Source organism: Candidatus Nitrosotenuis chungbukensis (assembly GCF_000685395.1).
In the GTDB taxonomy this organism is placed as follows: Archaea; Thermoproteota; Nitrososphaeria; order Nitrososphaerales; family Nitrosopumilaceae; genus Nitrosotenuis; species Nitrosotenuis chungbukensis.
The window spans coordinates 127,637-144,777 of sequence record NZ_AVSQ01000009.1 but is presented as its reverse complement, the minus strand read 5'-3'; the positions used below and the strand labels follow the sequence as shown (position 1 = coordinate 144,777).

General features: G+C 40.0%; 14 protein-coding genes. 5 read left to right on the top strand and 9 right to left on the bottom strand.

All coding sequences use genetic code 11. The features are described from left to right. The coding region (locus tag NKMY2_RS02760; protein ID WP_042684221.1) for a tetratricopeptide repeat protein at positions 1–3,322 on the bottom strand (3,322 nt) is incomplete at its 3' end. 99 nt (positions 3,323–3,421) lie between these two features. On the opposite strand from NKMY2_RS02760, the gene NKMY2_RS02755 reads away from it, so the two are divergent. From NKMY2_RS02755 to NKMY2_RS02745, 3 genes are all read left to right on the top strand, one after another. Beyond that, positions 3,422–5,764: a hypothetical protein gene (locus NKMY2_RS02755; protein WP_042684220.1), complete on the top strand. Its 2,343-nt coding sequence runs from the start codon at positions 3,422–3,424 to the stop codon at positions 5,762–5,764. Positions 5,765–5,887: 123 nt separating this feature from the next. Then, on the top strand, positions 5,888–6,787 hold the full coding sequence (locus tag NKMY2_RS02750; RefSeq protein ID WP_157832425.1) for a hypothetical protein: 900 nt from the start codon (positions 5,888–5,890) through the stop codon (positions 6,785–6,787). 2 nt (positions 6,788–6,789) lie between these two features. Then, positions 6,790–7,785 (top strand): matrixin family metalloprotease, encoded by a 996-nt coding sequence (locus NKMY2_RS02745; RefSeq protein ID WP_157832424.1) that lies wholly within the window; start codon positions 6,790–6,792, stop codon positions 7,783–7,785. Here NKMY2_RS02745 and pyrB read toward each other — a convergent pair whose 3' ends face one another. Beyond that, a complete protein-coding gene (gene pyrB / locus NKMY2_RS02740) occupies positions 7,786–8,715 on the bottom strand; it encodes an aspartate carbamoyltransferase (protein WP_042684277.1) in 930 nt (309 codons plus the stop codon). Between the two features lie 42 nt (positions 8,716–8,757). On the opposite strand from pyrB, the gene pyrI reads away from it, so the two are divergent. Continuing rightward, complete coding sequence (pyrI, locus tag NKMY2_RS02735; RefSeq protein ID WP_042684217.1) at positions 8,758–9,219, top strand: aspartate carbamoyltransferase regulatory subunit; 462 nt, start codon at positions 8,758–8,760, stop codon at positions 9,217–9,219. A 28-nt stretch (positions 9,220–9,247) separates the two neighbouring features. Here pyrI and NKMY2_RS02730 read toward each other — a convergent pair whose 3' ends face one another. The 6 genes from NKMY2_RS02730 to NKMY2_RS02710 are packed head-to-tail and all read right to left on the bottom strand — an operon-like array spanning position 9,248 to position 14,124. After that, entirely contained in the window at positions 9,248–9,556 is a 309-nt protein-coding gene (locus NKMY2_RS02730) for an ATP synthase subunit C (RefSeq protein ID WP_042684214.1), read from the bottom strand. Positions 9,557–9,590: 34 nt separating this feature from the next. Continuing rightward, positions 9,591–9,737, bottom strand: a complete 147-nt coding sequence (locus NKMY2_RS10855) for a hypothetical protein (RefSeq protein ID WP_177316501.1) — start codon at positions 9,735–9,737, stop codon at positions 9,591–9,593. After that, a complete protein-coding gene (locus NKMY2_RS02725) occupies positions 9,737–10,369 on the bottom strand; it encodes a V-type ATP synthase subunit D (protein WP_042684213.1) in 633 nt (210 codons plus the stop codon). The genes NKMY2_RS10855 and NKMY2_RS02725 overlap by 1 nt, the downstream gene beginning before the upstream one ends. A 4-nt stretch (positions 10,370–10,373) precedes the next feature. After that, the gene (locus tag NKMY2_RS02720) at positions 10,374–11,759 is read right to left on the bottom strand and encodes a V-type ATP synthase subunit B (protein WP_042684210.1); all 1,386 of its coding nucleotides are present in this window, start codon (positions 11,757–11,759) and stop codon (positions 10,374–10,376) included. After that, on the bottom strand, positions 11,756–13,525 hold the full coding sequence (locus NKMY2_RS02715; RefSeq protein ID WP_042684208.1) for a V-type ATP synthase subunit A: 1,770 nt from the start codon (positions 13,523–13,525) through the stop codon (positions 11,756–11,758). The genes NKMY2_RS02720 and NKMY2_RS02715 overlap by 4 nt, the downstream gene beginning before the upstream one ends. A 5-nt stretch (positions 13,526–13,530) precedes the next feature. Beyond that, complete coding sequence (locus NKMY2_RS02710) at positions 13,531–14,124, bottom strand: V-type ATP synthase subunit E (protein WP_042684205.1); 594 nt, start codon at positions 14,122–14,124, stop codon at positions 13,531–13,533. A gap of 75 nt (positions 14,125–14,199) precedes the next feature. Here NKMY2_RS02710 and NKMY2_RS02705 point away from each other — a divergent pair, with 75 nt between their 5' ends. Continuing rightward, complete coding sequence (locus NKMY2_RS02705; RefSeq protein ID WP_042684203.1) at positions 14,200–16,293, top strand: V-type ATP synthase subunit I; 2,094 nt, start codon at positions 14,200–14,202, stop codon at positions 16,291–16,293. Here the strand turns inward: NKMY2_RS02705 and NKMY2_RS02700 are convergent, their stop codons facing one another. Then, positions 16,294–17,067: a sulfurtransferase gene (locus NKMY2_RS02700; protein WP_042684201.1), complete on the bottom strand. Its 774-nt coding sequence runs from the start codon at positions 17,065–17,067 to the stop codon at positions 16,294–16,296. Between the last annotated feature and the right edge of the window lie 74 nt (positions 17,068–17,141).

Here is a 17,141-nt window from a genome sequence, read left to right as displayed (position 1 = left end):
TCGTTGTGCTTTTGGTTGTAAGATAGTGCAAGGCCCTTTTGATATAGGACTCTGGCATCGTGCGGATTAATTGCAAGTGCTGCGTCAAAGCAGGCGATTGCGTCGTTGTGCTTGCCAAGTATTGACAGACAAGGCCCTTTTGATAGTATACATCGTAGAACTCGGGGTTGATCTGGATTGCCCTGTCAAAGCAGGTGAGTGCGTTTTCTAGCATGTTTAGATTCATTAATGAAATCCCTTTGTAATAGAAAGCATCGGACTGTGTTGGATTGATAGACAACACTTTATCAAAAAACATGATGGCGTCACTTTCTTTTGACAATATGGAAAGAGTTTTTCCTTTTTCAAGTAATGCATTTGTATTACGGGTATCGAGTTGAAGAAGCTTATCAAAACAGGATAATGCGTTATCGTGTTTTAGAATTTTATTCAGTAACAAGCCTTCATCAAAAAGTGAATTAGAATGATTAGGATTTTTTTCTAGTATCAACTCATATACGTTAATTGCATCATTTGTCATGTTCAGATTTGATAGAGCCCTAGCTTTCTGATACAGCGTATCCAAATTATCTGGTATTATTTCTAAAACCTTATTGTAGCAATCTAATGCGTTGCTATAATTTCCAACAGTTGATAACAATAATCCTTTATTGTAGATTGCATCGGTAAACTGTGAATCAAGTTTTATGGCATTCTCATAGCTAATGAGAGATCCATCATAATCTCCCAAGGCTTGTAACGATATACCCTTATCGCAAAGAACATTAGTGAATTGTGGGTTAATTCCTAGTGCCCTGTCATAACTAATTATTGCATCATTATGTTTTCCAAGCGATGCCAGTGCTACTCCTTTGTTATAGAGTGCAGATATATTGGTAGGGTCGATCGTAAGTACTTTGTCAAAGTAGGTGATTGCATCATTTGTTAGTCCAATCTCAAATAGAGTCTTTGCCTTGAGGTATAATGCATCAGAATGGTTCGAGTCAATTTGCAATGCCTTTTCACAGTAATCAAGTGCGTCCTCATACTTGTGTAGTGTAAATAATACAAGTGATTTGTGACATAGTGCAAGAATGTGATTTGAATAAATTCCCATAATCCGGTCACAGTAGTCAAGTGCATCCTCATACTTGTGTAGGGCAAATAATGTAAGGGATTTGTAGTATAGTGCAAGAATGTGATTTGGATTTTCTTTTAGTACTTGATCCAAGCTCGATTGAGATTTGGTATAATTTCCAATTTGATAAAATGAAATTCCTCTGTAGAGTATTGCCGATATATTATCAGGATGCGTTAAAAGAGCTTTGTCGAAATAAGTAATGGCCTCGGCATGTTTAGAAAGTGTTGCTAATTCTATCCCCTTACCATAAATTGCATCAAAATAATTTGGATTGATTGTTATGGCCTTGTCATAAAGAATGATCGCATCATCATGTTTGCCAAGCGATGCTAGAGCTACACCCTTGTTATAGAGTGTGTATGTGTTGGTTGGGTTAATTGCGAGGGATTTATCATATACTACTAATGACTCATCTAATCTGCCCAACTGATATAGCGAAATTCCTTTATTGGTAAGAATGTGATCGTTCTGGTTGATGGATAGGGCCTTGTCAAAGTAATTCAGTGCGTCGTTGTGGGAGTTGAGCTTGGCATACAGGAGACCCTTTTGGTGTAATGCCTCTACATTGTTTGGATTTATTGTCAGTGCCTTGTCAAAGTAGGTAAGAGCGTCGTTGTGGGAGTTGAGCTTGGCAAGTGAGATTGCCTTGCCGAGCAGTGTGTCAAAGTGGTTCTGGTTGATGGATAGGGCCTTGTCAAAGTAATTCAGTGCGTCGTTGTGGGAGTTGAGCTGCGCAAGTGAGATTGCCTTGCCGAGCAGTGTGTCAAAGTGGTTCTGGTTGATGGATAGGGCCTTGTCAAAGTAGGTAAGAGCGTCGTTGTGGGAGTTGAGTTTAGACAATGAAAATGCCTTGTTAAGTATGCTGTCATGGTGCATTGGATCAATTCTTAGTGCCTTGTTAAAACAATCTAATGCTTCTTCATCATGACCAAGTAATGATAAGGTTCGTCCCTTGTTACATATAGCATCAAAGTGATTTGGAAAAACCTCTAATGTTTTATCATAAAACGAAATTGCCAAATCATGTATGCCAAGACTAGACAGACAAACAGCTTTGCTGTATAATGATGTCAGATTGGCAGGATTTTTCTCCAAAATTCTATCAAAATATTCTATTGCCTGTTCAAAATCGCGTAAAGACAACAACACTTGCCCTTTTCGCAATATCGCTTCTTCAAAGCCAGGGTCAACTTGAATAACTTTGTCTAAACATTCAAGCGCTTCAATATTTTTCCCTAGTTTTAAAAGTGAAAATCCCTTGTTATATAGAGCAAGACTATGACTTGGGTTAAACTCTAGAGATTTATCATAATATGATATTGCAATTTGATGCTTGCCAAGACTTGCCAAACAAAATCCCTTGTTAAAAAGAACATCAGTGTGGTGCGGATCAGTTTCCAGTGATTTATCAAAACAAGCTAATGCATCATCGTATTTTTTTATTGCAGTTAGTGCTAGTCCTTTGTTATAGACGGCATCAAATACATGTGGATCAATTTCTAGTACCTTATCATATAGTGCAATTGCTTCTTTGTGGTTACCAAGCTTTGATGTGGCTATTCCTTTGTGGATTAATGACGGAACGTGATTTGGTTCTATACTGAGTGCTTTATCAAAGTGAAAAATTGCTTCTTTGTGCTGCTGAAGATTCAGTAATGCTAGACCCTTTTTGTACAATCCATCAAAATAATTTGGGTCTATTTCTAAGGTTTGATCATAGCATGATAACGCTTCATCATGTTTTGATAGCAGTGTGAGCGAATCGCCCTTACAATGCAAGGCATCAAAGTAATTTGGATCAATCTCCAGTACCTTATCGTATAGTGCAATTGCTTCTTTGTGGTTACCAAGCTTTGATGTGGCTATTCCTTTATTGATCAGTGAATTTAGATTGTTTGGTTCTACCTTTAGTAATTTATCATAGGAACTGATTGCCTTTGCATATTGACGATCACAATAATAAAAATTACCAACAAGTAATTCCAAGTTTTTATCTTGTTTTGATTGTTGTTTTGGCAACCGACCATGTAGTTTGTCTCTTACTTTTAGCATGCTGAGAATCTTTGATCTATTTTCAGATGACACTACGGTAGACTCATTTATGTTTAATTCTGTCCCTAAACCTTGACTTTCAATTAACCGTTTGATGAGGCCATTTACGATATGCAGCTGATTTTGTGTAACGTCGTATGAGGACTCCATAACATTACTTTGTTTCAGAGATTTTTTCTAATATCGTAGTATCTGTTCAAAAAATCCAAACACTGTCTTATATGATTTTTTTAGCGCAGAACATATTGTTTGAGAGTAGGAATAATCCTAGTGTTATTAATAGCATATTCTGCAACTATCAGTGTATCATACGCTGAAGAATTTGACATCAGACTGATTCCCTCAAAGATTGTTGAAAATTCTGACGGAGTGATGCAGGTCTTTATTTCTGACGGAACTAATATCATACCAACCAAAATAACTGATCTAACGGTAACGTCACTAGATTCTTCAATTCTTCATATAGAGAAGGTAAAAGAAAGTGACTCTAGTTTCATCACTGAAGTTTATGTAAAGACCGGTAAGCCTGGAACCACTACCATCTATCTGGCTGCACCAGGTTTTACCTCAAAAGAAATCCCAATTACGGTTTATGGCAACAAAAATACCGCATCTAAACTTCTTGTAAAAATTACTCCGGACACATTTACCACAAGTGGAATCAATGAGGGATACATCTCAGTTGAACTTGCAGATGATGATGATTTCCCTGTAATCGCAAAAGAAGACACGGTGATTTCCCTCAGTACTGCTGACAGAGAAATTGTTGATTTGGTAAATTCAAACATGGTAATTAAAAAAGGAGATTATTTCACATATGGCAAATTCCATACTAAAAAGTCAGGAGAATCCATAATTTACGCAACAGCGCAGGGAATAGAAACTCAAAGTAGCTCAATAACAGTCAAAGAGGACGAAGATCTAACCATAAAATCATACGTCTATCCAAAAACATTGTCCATACATGATGCACCTAAAGGATTTGTCATTGCACAATTGCAAGATTCAGGTGGAAGGCCAGTAATCGCACAGAGGGACATTACTGTTTTTTATCAAGTCGTCGATTCTGATTACTCAGAGTCTACAAACATCAGTAATAACTACATACAAAAAACATCGGGTTACTTTCAGATAAACAAAGGATCTTACTGGGGCTTCACACAATATTCGCTACCACGGGGAATGGAAGACACCTATGACGTGTCAATTTCGTCAGAGGATCCACTTGTTTATGAATCAGAAGAAGTTGAAGCGCAAGATTTGGAACTAATGGATGACAAATTAGTTCAATTTGATACAGTGCCAATTCTGACAACTGGAAAATCAGAGCTAATTGGAGTTGTTCATTTAGAAGATAAGGACGGTAATCCAGTCATTGCAAAAAAGAATTTGACCATAAAAATTGATTCGTCTGATACTGATTCAATTTTAGTTAATGACGTCACCATATCTCGTGGAGACCAGGCTGCCTTGGTTTATGGCAGAATAAGTCATAGCGTTCCTTCAGATTTACAGCTAAGACCCATAGTAAATGAAGGCGAATTTACGACCATAGACGCCTTTGGTCCTGACACAAATTCGCTAGAATTGACAGTCGAACCTCTCATATCAGAGGTGTTGGCCGGAAGTAACTTTCCTCTTGTATTCTATTTGAAAGACGGAGATGAAGTTACTAACTTTTCAGAGGACGACGATATTTTCATGTCTCCTAATGACTATGTTAAGATTCAACCAAAAAAAATACTGTCAAAAGACAATCTAGTGTTGGTTGATGCCAAATCAGTAAAAAAAGGAACGGTTGATCTGAATTTTGAGGTTGGTGATTTTAAGGCAAGCCCCATAATTGACAATCTTTCATCAGAGCAAGCAAGCATAGTTTTGGATCACTCTAAAACAATTTTTGCCGGAACAAACGATATGTTTACAGTTCAGATTCTTAACTCAGCAGGGCAACCAACATTTGCAAATGAGGATGTAGAAATCAACGTTATTGTAAAAGACCAAACGTTGTTTGAGATGCCAGACAAAATAACCATAGAGAAGGGAAAATACTACAGTCTTTTTGATGTTGCACCAAAAGCAAGTGGTGAGACTGAAGTTTCACTGTTAGCAAAAGAAATGCCTTTAGCTACTAAAAAAATATCAGTTACAAGTACTACGCCGACACTTCTGATTTCTAGTCCAACAAGCATTAATGCGACAGATACCCTTGTTGCGACACTTTCCGCAAATGCAAATTCCAAGACTCTTGCAGGAATGAATGTAAGGTGGGAAGTAAGTGGCGGATACATACAAATTTCTGACAGTACGACCGGTCCTACCGGTGAGGCAGCAGTCATGATTACACCGCAGAAAAATCCGGTCGTGATAACAGCGACGGTGAGCGGGGCATGGTATTCTTCTGCAACAATTTCAAAAACAATTAGCGTGAACAATCTAGAGTCCTCAGAGATCATCGGCGTGATAGAAGATGAATCATACAAACCGTTTGAAATCTACGGAATAGATCCCGTTATGATCATAATTCCAAGCGCGATAGGCGTAGTTGGTTTTCTACTAAAAAAGAACGGCCAACTAAAAATAAAAAAATAAAATTGAGACATAATCCGAAATTTTGTCTATTCAAGAAAATAAAAAAATCGTATGTTCAATGTGAACATCGAATTGATTATCAAATCTAATTTTCATCTTATTATAGAGCAGGTTGTGATCAAATTGGCTAATCTAAATTTCAATCATAAAATCAAGAAAAGTTGGAGCAAGATCCTACACAAGAACGAAAAGAAAGAGAAAAACCTGTTGTTTCACTCACTGTTAAGCGGGGACGACATAACACTAGATGTTTGTTCTTTTGAGGAAGTGCTCCCTTACTCGTTGCTGTCAGTTCCCATTTCAGCAATAACATCCAATGACAGTGTTTGGATAGCGACATCAATGCTATCAAGAATATCGGATATTACCGATAATTTGGTAGTAGTTGAAGACGAATTCCCAATAGGAACAGTCAGTCCATATGAAATTATGCGCGGATTACGGAAAAATTCCTCCGCACGTTATCTGCAAGAAAACGTCACTAGAATCATGAATGTGGACTTTTACATAGATTCACGAAACATCAACCTCATCGATGTTTTGAATCGGATGAACAAAACAAAAAACCCCTTTACCATAATAGAAAACGGCAAGCAGAATTTTTCCCAGTTTTCAATAAAACAAATTCTTGAGATAGGTGCCCTTTGTAAGACAGACGTAACAGTATCCATGTTTCCCAAAAAGAAAATTCCCACATTCAGAAAAGAGGACAAGATCAGAAACGTAATCGAATTGCTTTCGGAAAATAACAACAAGCTCATCTTACTTGAAAATGAGGTTTCATTCGTTAGTCATAAAATGGTGCTTGATAAAATAAAGGATCTAAACAATGCACAAAATGAAAACATTTTAGAGCTGAGCGCAAGTACATTCAAAACAATTACTCCAACTCTAATCTCTGAAAAACTAACGCTTGCAGAAATTTGTAAAATTATGCAGAGCATGGAAAATCCATATGTCATGACACCAGATTATGTCATAACTCCATACGACATACTAGAAGTTCTTTGTAAGGAGATGTGATCTTGACTAGCAGTACTGCAACAAAAAAGTCGATGAACCGACTAAAGGAACATTTGGATCTGATGAAGCAGGAACTAAACAAGACAAACAAACAGATCAAACAACTTGAAAACAAAAACACTACTGAATGGAAAGGCCTTGACAAGGTAGACGGAAAATCCATTGATGATCTAAAGCAACATGAAAACGACATAGCAAAAGAAATAGTCAAAATTCAAAAAGAAATCAAGAAATCAAGATCAAAAAGTTTGCTAATAGCAGAGCTTTCAGTCCTTCCTGCAGTATTTTTATTAATTTTCATGTCCGGTATTACGGATGATCTACTTGACTCCTCACCGGAAAACCCAGTCGGGCATATGAAGACCAGGTATTTTACAGAAAATTTGAGGGGTGATACGGTGGACACATGGAAGTCGTGGAGACTAACTGGCACAACACTTGCCGTAAACATTTTGAAATCCCCAAGAGTAACAGACCATCAATTAGATGTGATTCATAATGCCATCGCTTCTGAGAAAACAGTCGAGTTTGATGACTCCATAGTCCACAAAGGGCCAAAGGGAACCACGTCTGTTTATTACCAAGGGTGGGCCGGTGCGTTAAAAAGCGCTTCAAAGGAGGACACAAAATATCAGGTTCCAACGGATTTTAACTTCATCAATTCATCAGGTGGTGAAGGAGACATCATCATAACACTCTCTAATATCAAGGATAGTGACGGATATACAGGATATACAAAATCTGTAACAGAGGAAAATGAGATTTTAAAATCATTCATAACAATTTATGACATATCTAACCTGACAGACGATCAGCTTGGAACAATTGTGAGACATGAGTTTGGTCATGCCCTTGGTCTTGGACACTCTACTGCAACTGAGGATCTTATGGCCCCCACAATAGACATGACAATTCCATATATTTCTGAATGTAATGTGGATGCAATAGCTGATTTGTATAATGCAAATGAGGGCAGACAGACTGTCTGTGAAAAATAATTAGAATCCGTTTTGGTTTAGTATTAGTCCAAGTAACGCAGCACGTGTGAACTTGCCGTATTCTGCCTGCTTGAAATATTTTGCCTGTGGTGTGTTGTCCACATCGGTGGAAATTTCATCTATTCTTGGCAGCGGATGCATTATGATTGCATTTTCTTTCATTTTTTGAATCACATCCAGTCCAATCTTGTAGCTTCCCCTCACCTTCTGGTATTCTTCCTCATCGGGAAATCTTTCTTTTTGAATTCTGGTAACATAGATTACATCAAGCTCATCGATGTATTCTTCCAAATTGGTTGACTCTTTTAGCGAGAGTTTTTTCTGGATTTCATAGATAGAATCGGATCTGATTTTTAGAGATTCTGGAGATATCAGTCTTATATCGACATCATAGTTTGCAAGTGCATACAGCAATGAGTAGACAGTTCTTCCATATTTGAGATCCCCAATTATTCCGATTTTAAGGCCGTCAATTTTGTTTTTTTCTTTTTTGATCGTGTAAAGATCTTGTATGGCCTGAGTCGGATGCTCTTCTGTTCCGCTGCCTGCATTAATGACTGGTTTTGAGGAAATTTCTGCTGCAAATCTGCTAGAGCCGTCAAGGGAATGCCTTAGTGCCAAAATATCAGAGTATATCGACATCATTCTGAGAGTGTCTGCGAGGCTTTCTCCCTTTTTTGTTGAGGACAGTGAAACGTCGGAAATTCCAATCGAGGTTCCCCCAATTAGCGCCATTGCCGCCTGAAAACTTAGTGTTGTACGGGTGCTTGGTTCAAAGAACAAATAGCCCAATGTTTTGCCCCTTCCAAGTTCTCTTCTTTCGTTTGGATCCATTTGGATTATTCTGTCCGTTGCGGCAAAGATTTTTTCAAACTGTGGTTTTTCCAGATCCTTCACAGAAATGATGTCTTTCTGATAAAATTCGTTCATTTCTTTCAATGATATATACTGGTTAGTATACAAAGTATTCTGATGCAGGAGTCAAACCTGATTGTTAGACGCATAAAGGACGGTACCGTAATTGATCACATTGAGGGCGGAAGAGGCCTAAAGGTGCTCGAGGCGCTTGGCATAGACGGAAAGGACGGCAACGTAATCACAATAGCACTAAACGTCCCGAGCGGAAAATTCAGTAAAAAAGACATTATAAAAGTGGAAAACAAGTTCCTGCAAGACTTTGATACGAACAAGCTTGCAGTCATATCTCCAAAGGCCACAATCAACATTATCAAGGACTACAAATTGGTGGAAAAACGGCGCGTCTTTTTACCAAACAAAATTGAAAAGATCTTCCGCTGCTCAAATCCAGACTGCATAACAAACAGCAATGAAGACATCGAGTCGACCATGGATGTAATAGATAAGACAGGTCTTATTTTGAGATGCAAGTATTGTACAAGAATTCTTGATGTGAATCAGCTAAAGTACTGTTAAAAAATTTAAAACAAGTTTTTTTGGGAATCTATTGTCCCAGTATAATGAACATCATGACTATTCCGTAGATTGCGATTGACTCGACCATACCTACGAAGATGAATACTTTGGACTGTAACGCCGGATTTTCGCTAATTACAGCTAAACCTGCAGAGCCCACGTAGCCAAGTCCAATTCCAGCACCAAATGCTGCAAGACCAAATGCAAGACCAGCACCCAATATTTTCAGTGAGCCAGAATCGCTTGATGTAGCAGCAGCTTCTTCCGCAAATGCAAAACCTGTAGCTGCTGAAAGTGAGACTATCGCTGTCAAAAGCAATAATGCGAAAGGTTTCATTTTCAATTACGCTCCAAAATTTCCATTATTTAAATCATGGCGTACTTTTTTGAATTTTTTCCAAAGTTTTACTTTTGAATGATTTCAATTCGTTTCTTACCGATACAACTTGATTATCATATTCTGCTTCAAGTGATCTGCTTGCATCATCGATCAGTTTTTTGATGTCTTCTTTTGCCATTACTTTCTCTTCTCCATTGCTGCCTTTACTTTTTTTAATCTTGCGAATTCTTCTCTTTCCCTTTCCTCAAGCGTAGATAAGATGAATTTTATGCGTAATCGGTACTGCGGGATGATGACGTTTTCTAGTGCGTTTAGCAGTTTCTGTGTCTTTTCAAGTGCCTTTGCCAGGGCAAAAATGGAATTTTCGTATTCTGCTGCCTTGCATATTTTTGGGAGTAGGGCCTTGATCTGCTTTGCTGCCCTATCTATTGAGGAGTTGGTATCGGCAAAGCCATAAGGCATTGATTTTGTGTCCTTTTCTGTAACGTTTAGTGTCGGAATCGATACATCTACAATTCTCCTTATTTTTGTGTCAACTTCCATCACTGCAGGGGTGGACTGCGCAACAGAATCAACGGTAGATGTTCCAAGTGAGAGATATGCGTCGTTTACAGATTTGTAGACGTCTTGGAGCGGATCCCAGATTCCGCCTCTTGCTTTGTTTGCTTCTGTAATCATTTCTTCAATGTTTTTGAGTAAAACTTTTCTTTTGTCATCAAGAATTTTTTGTACCATTACGGCAACTTGGCTTGAACGTTTGTATTTTAGCAGTTCAATCTTTGTTGCCGCGACGTTTTGTCCAAACGACATTTAGTTATCGTTCCTTGTAATATTGGTCGATAAACTTGTCTTTTACCTTGGTTAATTCGTTCTTTGGCAATAATGATACGACCTTCCATTGAAGTGAAAGTGTTTCCTCAATTGTTCTGTTTTCATCTACTGCCTGGGTCAGAAAGTCTTTTTCAAATGAATCGCCAACCTCAAGATATTTCAGGTCGACTCCGGTCAGGCCTGCCTTTCCGACAATTCCTGCCAGTGCGCGAACTTCTTGTGATCTTGAATAAGCGTCATAGTTCTGGTTGGAGACTTCCTGGTGGTCTGCCCTTGTTCTTCCCTCACCAATGCCGTCCTTCATGATTCTGCTAAGGCTCATGAGAATGTTGACTGGAGGATAAACCCCTTGTCTGAACAGATCTCTTCCAAGGACGATTTGTCCTTCGGTAATGTATCCGGTAAGATCAGGAATTGGATGAGTGATATCGTCTGACGGCATTGTCAGAATGGGCATTTGTGTTACGCTTCCCTTTCTTCCATGCAGTCTTCCTGCTCTTTCATAAATTGTTGAGAGGTCGGTGTACAGGTATCCAGGGTATCCCTTTCTTCCCGGCACTTCTTCTCTTGCCGCGCTGATTTCTCTTAATGCCTCTGCATAGTTTGTCATGTCTGTAAGAATTACCAGTACATGCATGCCAAGATCATACGCAAGGTATTCTGCTACTGTCAGTGCAACACGCGGTGTGATTATTCTTTCAATTGCAGGATCGTCTGCTAGATTCAAAAACAATACACTTCGCTTTAGTGCGCCTGATTCCTCAAGGCTTCGCTTGAAATATTCTGCCTCAGAGTACTGCACTCCAATTGCTGCAAAAACGACTGCAAACTCGTCGGTTGTTCCAACTACTGCTGCCTGTCTTGCAATTTGTGCTGCCAGAATGTTGTGCGACATGCCAGAGCCTGAAAATATTGGAAGCTTTTGGCCTCTGACTAGTGTTAACATTCCATCGATGACAGAAACGCCAGTCTGGATAAAGTCCCTTGGATATTCTCGCTGTTCTGGGTTCATTGGCTCTCCGTTTATGTCTAAAAATTTAGAAGCAATTGGATCTGGCAGTCCGTCAATTGGTCTGCCTAGTCCATCGAATACTCTTCCCAAAACTTCTTCTGATACTGGCATTTCCATTACTTTTCCCATGAATTTGGCACTTGTGCCAGAAACTGAAAGGCCTGTTGTTCCCTCAAAGACTTGGACGATAGCTTTGCCGTTGCCTACTTCGAGTACCTTTCCTAATCTTCTTTCTCCCTCGGTGGTTTGAATTTCAACTAGTTCGTCAAATGCCGCGCTGTCTACTCCGTCTACTACGACTAGCGGGCCTTTGATTTCTGCAATTTTGCTGTATTGCACTCCGCCTTGTGCGCTCAATTTGTAACTTTAACTCCAATTCTTTTGAACTCGTCTGCGATTGTTGTCTCAATCTGGTCTAGTTTTGCAATTTGATCATCAGGAATTTCCATTCTTGCTTTTAGTAATGTCGCAATTACGGGCATTGCTCTAATGTCTGCAAGTGATGCGCCGTCCTTTAGTGCCTTTTGTCCCTGTCTGTAGAATTCAACAAGTAATTTCAATAGTTTGAGTTGTTTTTGTGGGCTGCAGTATGTGTCTACGTCGTCAAAAGAATTTTGCTGCAAGATTCCAATTTTGATCATTCTTGCTACTTCAAGGATTAGTTTTTCCTCGTCTGGAAGAGCCTCAGGGCCTAGCAGTCTGACAATTTCTTTTAGCGTATCTTCTCTTTGTAAAATTCCATATGCCTCGCTTCTTAGCTCAAACCATTCTTTGCTTACGTTGTCTCCCCACCACTTGCCGATATCTGCCAGATAGCCAGAATAGCTGTTCATCCAGTTAATTGACGGGTAGTGCCTTGAATATGCTAATTTTGCATCCAGTGCCCAAAAGGTTTTGATGAATCTCATGGTATGAGTTGTGACTGGTTCGGTAAAGTCTCCGCCTGATGGTGAAACTGCGCCGACAAGAGTCACAGAGCCGTCGCGGTCTGGGCTTCCAAGTGCTCTGACTCGTCCTGCTCTTTCGTAAAATTCTGCTAATCTTGATGCCAGGTATGACGGATAGCCTTCTTCTGCAGGCATTTCTTCTAGTCTTCCGCTCATTTCTCTTAGTGCTTCTGCCCATCTGCTTGTAGAATCTGCTACTAGGACTACGTCTTTGCCCATGTCTCTATAATATTCTGCAATTGTAACTCCGGTGTAGATGCTTGCTTCCCTTGCAGCTACTGGCATGTTGCTTGTATTTGCAACAAGGACTGTTCTGTCCATGAGAGGTTTTCCAGTACGAGGGTCTTTTAGATGCGGGAATTCCACAAGAACTTCGGTCATTTCGTTTCCTCGCTCTCCGCATCCAATGTAAACTACAACTTGAGAGTCAGCCCATTTTGCAATTTGGTGCAATGTAACTGTCTTTCCTGTGCCAAATGCTCCAGGAATTGATCCTGTACCGCCTTTTGCAATTGGGAAAAACGTGTCAATTACGCGTTGTCCTGTGAGGAGTGGAACCGTTGGATCGTATCTGCTTTTGTAAGGTCGTGGCTTTCGAACCGGCCACATGTGATACATCTTGATTGGAATTTTACTTTCACTTGTTGTTGCAAGCTCTGTTTCTAAATCATAGTCACCTTCACTTACAATCTTGGTTATTTTTCCCCCTGGATGATCCGGTGGAACCATTATGCTGTGATCAATTAAATCGGTTTCTTTTACAGAGCCAATAACGCTTCCCGGTTTTACTTCGTCGCCTGTTTTGACAAGAGGCTTGAACTTGTACTTTTTTGTCATGTCAACTGGAGTCGTTGTGATTCCTCTTCCAATAAAGGAGCCGGACTTTGCTGCAAGATCTTTTAGCGGTCTTTGAATTCCGTCATAAATTTGGCCGATGATTCCAGGCCCAAGCAATACGCTTAGCGGGTTGCCTGTTCCTATGACTGGCTCTCCCGGTTTTAATCCGCTGGTTGATTCGTAAACTTGAATGAATGCAGTGTCTCCTGTAAGACGAATTACTTCGCCGATAAGCTTTGCATTGCCGACAGATACTGTCTCGTACATTTTTGCATCAGACATTCCGTCTGCTCTAACTGCCGGCCCACTAACCCAAATAATTTTACCTTTTGCTGCCATACCCCTTACCTACCGAATTTTGATGCAATATCTTTCCTTATTAAAGGCTTCAGGCGTTCAAGTCTTGCATCGATCGTATTATCAAATTTCATAGTACCATCTTTTGATTGGACTTTGATTCCTCCAAGGCAATCTATAACATCGTTAGATAGTGTGGCGCCTGAAAACTTTGACAGCAATGATTGCACTACTGATTTGTCTTTTGAATTTGTTTGAATTATGATATCAGGAGTTCCTATGGTTCGAATTGATTCTTCTAACATTGATGAGATTAATTTGGAGTAATCGCTGTTGCGATCTGCATCTTGAATTTTCTTGATTGCCTTATCGAAGACCTTCTCGATTGACTCTTCAATCAGTACTAGCTGCTTGTTTCTAGAATCTAGATCGGCATTGCCGATAATTTGCTTTTCAAGCTTTTCTGCCTCCTTTTTGCCTTCAGATATGATTCTGTCATATTCTTGCTCAAGTGAGACATGAGAGTTTGCCAGCGCATCTTGAGACGATTTGAGGGCTTGTTTTAGGTTTGAGAGGATCTGTTCTTCTGTGTTATGAATGATTTTTTCTACAGTTCGCTCTAGTGCAGAATCAGAACCCATTATTTTGGGCTCAAATCCTAATGGATTTTAATGTTTGGAAAGATTTTAAACTCCTCTCAAAAACGATAGATTGTCTTGGTAGTTGCGGAACTAAAACTTGGAAGCATAATTTTGCCTAGGACGGAATCTCCTCAGGCAGTATCCCGACTTGCCGAGTTTGAGTGGTTTCACAAAATAGAAACAGAAAACGATTTGGTCACTCCAGAAATTGATGACTTGTTACTTAGGGCTCAAAAAATGTACCAGTCAGTTGACGATGTGGTAAAGGGCCTGCAAATTCCACTTCAGGTCGGAATTTTAGAAATTCTCTTCAAGGGAACTGTGATCAAAAAGAAGCAATATGAGTTAGACGAGGTCGAGACGATCGTTTCTGACCTGGAGAAAAAAGGCCCCAGCATAATAGAAAATGCCGCAAAACTGCTTGATGACTACGCAGTAACGCAGCGCTCTATCGAAGAGTATTCTACAATCAAGGAAACGCTTGGCATTGTAAAAAAGCTAAACATAGATCTTGGCGGATTCGGCCTGATGAAGTATTTTTACACGAATCTTTTTGTGATAAATTCCACTGAATATGACGAGATTTCCAGAACGCTGGAAGGAATTGTAATTTACAAGTATGAGCTGGAATCAAAAGACAAAGTCGCAATCTTGGTAATTTCCGACGCAGTTGATTCAGACAAGGTTCTCAAGGTTTTACGCACATTTAACGCAAATCCATTTGTCATTCCACAGGGACTTCCACAGACGCCAAGCCAAGCATACTCACTAATCGAGTCAAAGCTTGCAGATCTGTCAAAGACCGAAAAATCACTCTCGGGAGAGATTGCTAAAATCAAAAAGTCAATCAGGCGCGATATCTTGTCACTTCATGAAAGTGCATTTATTGCAAAAGAGGTTCTTGAAACTCTACGCAAGCCTGGCGGAACAAAGAGATTTGCAGTAATTCAAGGATACATCCCAAAGAGAATGGAATCCAAGTTCAAGGAAGTCACGAAACAGTGGATGTCAGTAACAGAGGACATTACGGATCCAAAGATGCTTCAAAGTGCGCCTACCTTGTTTGACAACAAAAGATGGGTCAGGACTTTTGAGGTAATTACGCAAAGTCAGGGAATTCCAAAGCGGGGTGAGGCAGATCCGACTCCCATGATTTCACTCATGTGGCCAATATTCTACGGGATAATGTTTGCAGATTTGGGGCACGGCCTTTTACTCATGGGCCTTGGCTTGCTGTTCAAAGTAAAAGGACAGGGCAATCTAGCAAGATGGGGAATGCTAATTGCAATTTCCGGTGCGTCTGCTGCAGTTGCAGGTGTCGGTTCTGGTGAAGCATTTGGATTTCACATGATACACATTGAGCCAATAGAGTCACTCCTAGAAGGACCGCTAAAGCCAGTGTCTTGGCTAGTTGGAGTGATCAGTGTTGGCGAGCTTACTTTTGAGCAGGTAATTACAATTCTCAAAGTTTCAATATTTTTGGGCGTAATTCATTTGGTTTGGGCATTCATACTTCGCATTAAGAGACTAGCCAAAGAAGGACACAAGACCATGATGATTACAGAGGCAATACCAAACTTGACTTTGTATGGCGGAATCGTTGTGATAATGATGTGCGCAATTGGTTCAAGCTATGATGTCATGAACATGTATTCTCGCGCACATGACGAGGTGGTTCCATGGGTAACCATATTCTTAGGAGACTGGGCTCGAGTTTGGATAATTACAAGGATTGCAGGAATAATTGTAATCGGCTCCATGGCAACAATGATGGTTGGCGGAATTTTACATGCAAAGCACCATCCAGAAGACGGCGGAAGCGCAGCCAATGTGGTAATGGAAGTATTCCTTGGAAAAACAGTAGAATGCCTTGCGCACACCATCAGCTATGCACGAATCGGCATCATGTTATTGGTGCATGCCGCATTATTACTTACAGTAAACAACGCATACCAGTCACTTGGAGGCGCTTCATCTCCTGCTGCAATGGCAATGATAATCGGCGGAAATCTCGGAATCATGATGATCGAGGGATTGATCGTATACATCCAGTCACTCAGGCTTCACCTGTACGAGTTCTTTACAAAGTGGTATGACGGTGGGGCACAGCCATTTAGGCAAGTTGTCCCAGAAATGCTGTACAATCAGCTAATCTGGAAACGCAAGTAATCAGGCAACTGGCAGTTCCGGTTTATTTCCCCATTCTCCCCAAGAACCTAGGTACACTTTGACGTTTTTGAATCCAAGTTTCTTTAGGGCCAAAAAAGAGTTTGCTGCCCTGTATGCACCCTGGCAATAGGTGACGACTTCTGCATCCTTTGGAAACTTGTATAGTTCAGATAGGGCGGCTTGGTCTTTGATTGTTCCATCGCCAGAAAGGTTGTGGCTCCAGTCAATGTTAATCGCGTTTGGGATGTGGCCGCTCCTTGCTGCCCTGATCACCATTCCATCGTATTCCTCCTTTGATCTTGCATCTATGACCACGAGTCGACCCAAATTTTCTTGGATGTACTCGAATCCTGCAATGATGTCTTGGTTTATCTTGCCGGAAAATTTTGCCGGCGTAAAGCCATTTGATTTTGTTTCAAGGGGATTGTTTTCGGCCTTCCATTTTTTTATTCCGCCATCAAGCATAAAGACGTCAGTGTGTGAAAAGTACAGTAAAAGCCAGACTCCTCGCGCTGCAAGCATTCCAGAAACATCATCATAAAATACGGCTTTTGTTGACTCGGTGATTCCAACAAATGAGAGAATTTTTCTGCTTTGCTCATTAAATGACTGCAGGCCCTCCTTTGACGTGTCAAACCAGTGAAATGCGAAAAGATCCAAGTTTACCGCTCCGGGAATGTGTCCTTGGGAGTATTCCTTGTATGATCGTGTATCAATTAATATGAGATTTGGATTGTCGAGTTCTTTTGCAAGATCAGATGTGGTAATTAGCATGGTTTGATTGTAATAAGGAAATGTAAATTCATTATCATTGTAATAAAAACAAAAAGAAGAGAAAAGTTGAGGTT

Excerpts from the sequence above, each read along its gene's own strand:
- pyrB (WP_042684277.1), bottom strand. The coding sequence starts at position 8,715 with ATGAACGAATTTTATCAGAAAGACATCATTTCTGTGAAGGATCTGGAA.
- pyrI (WP_042684217.1), top strand. The coding sequence starts at position 8,758 with ATGCAGGAGTCAAACCTGATTGTTAGACGCATAAAGGACGGTACCGTA.
- NKMY2_RS02730 (WP_042684214.1), bottom strand. The coding sequence starts at position 9,556 with ATGAAACCTTTCGCATTATTGCTTTTGACAGCGATAGTCTCACTTTCA.
- NKMY2_RS10855 (WP_177316501.1), bottom strand. The coding sequence starts at position 9,737 with ATGGCAAAAGAAGACATCAAAAAACTGATCGATGATGCAAGCAGATCA.
- NKMY2_RS02725 (WP_042684213.1), bottom strand. The coding sequence starts at position 10,369 with ATGTCGTTTGGACAAAACGTCGCGGCAACAAAGATTGAACTGCTAAAA.
- NKMY2_RS02715 (WP_042684208.1), bottom strand. The coding sequence starts at position 13,525 with ATGGCAGCAAAAGGTAAAATTATTTGGGTTAGTGGGCCGGCAGTTAGA.
- NKMY2_RS02710 (WP_042684205.1), bottom strand. The coding sequence starts at position 14,124 with ATGGGTTCTGATTCTGCACTAGAGCGAACTGTAGAAAAAATCATTCAT.
- NKMY2_RS02700 (WP_042684201.1), bottom strand. The coding sequence starts at position 17,067 with ATGCTAATTACCACATCTGATCTTGCAAAAGAACTCGACAATCCAAAT.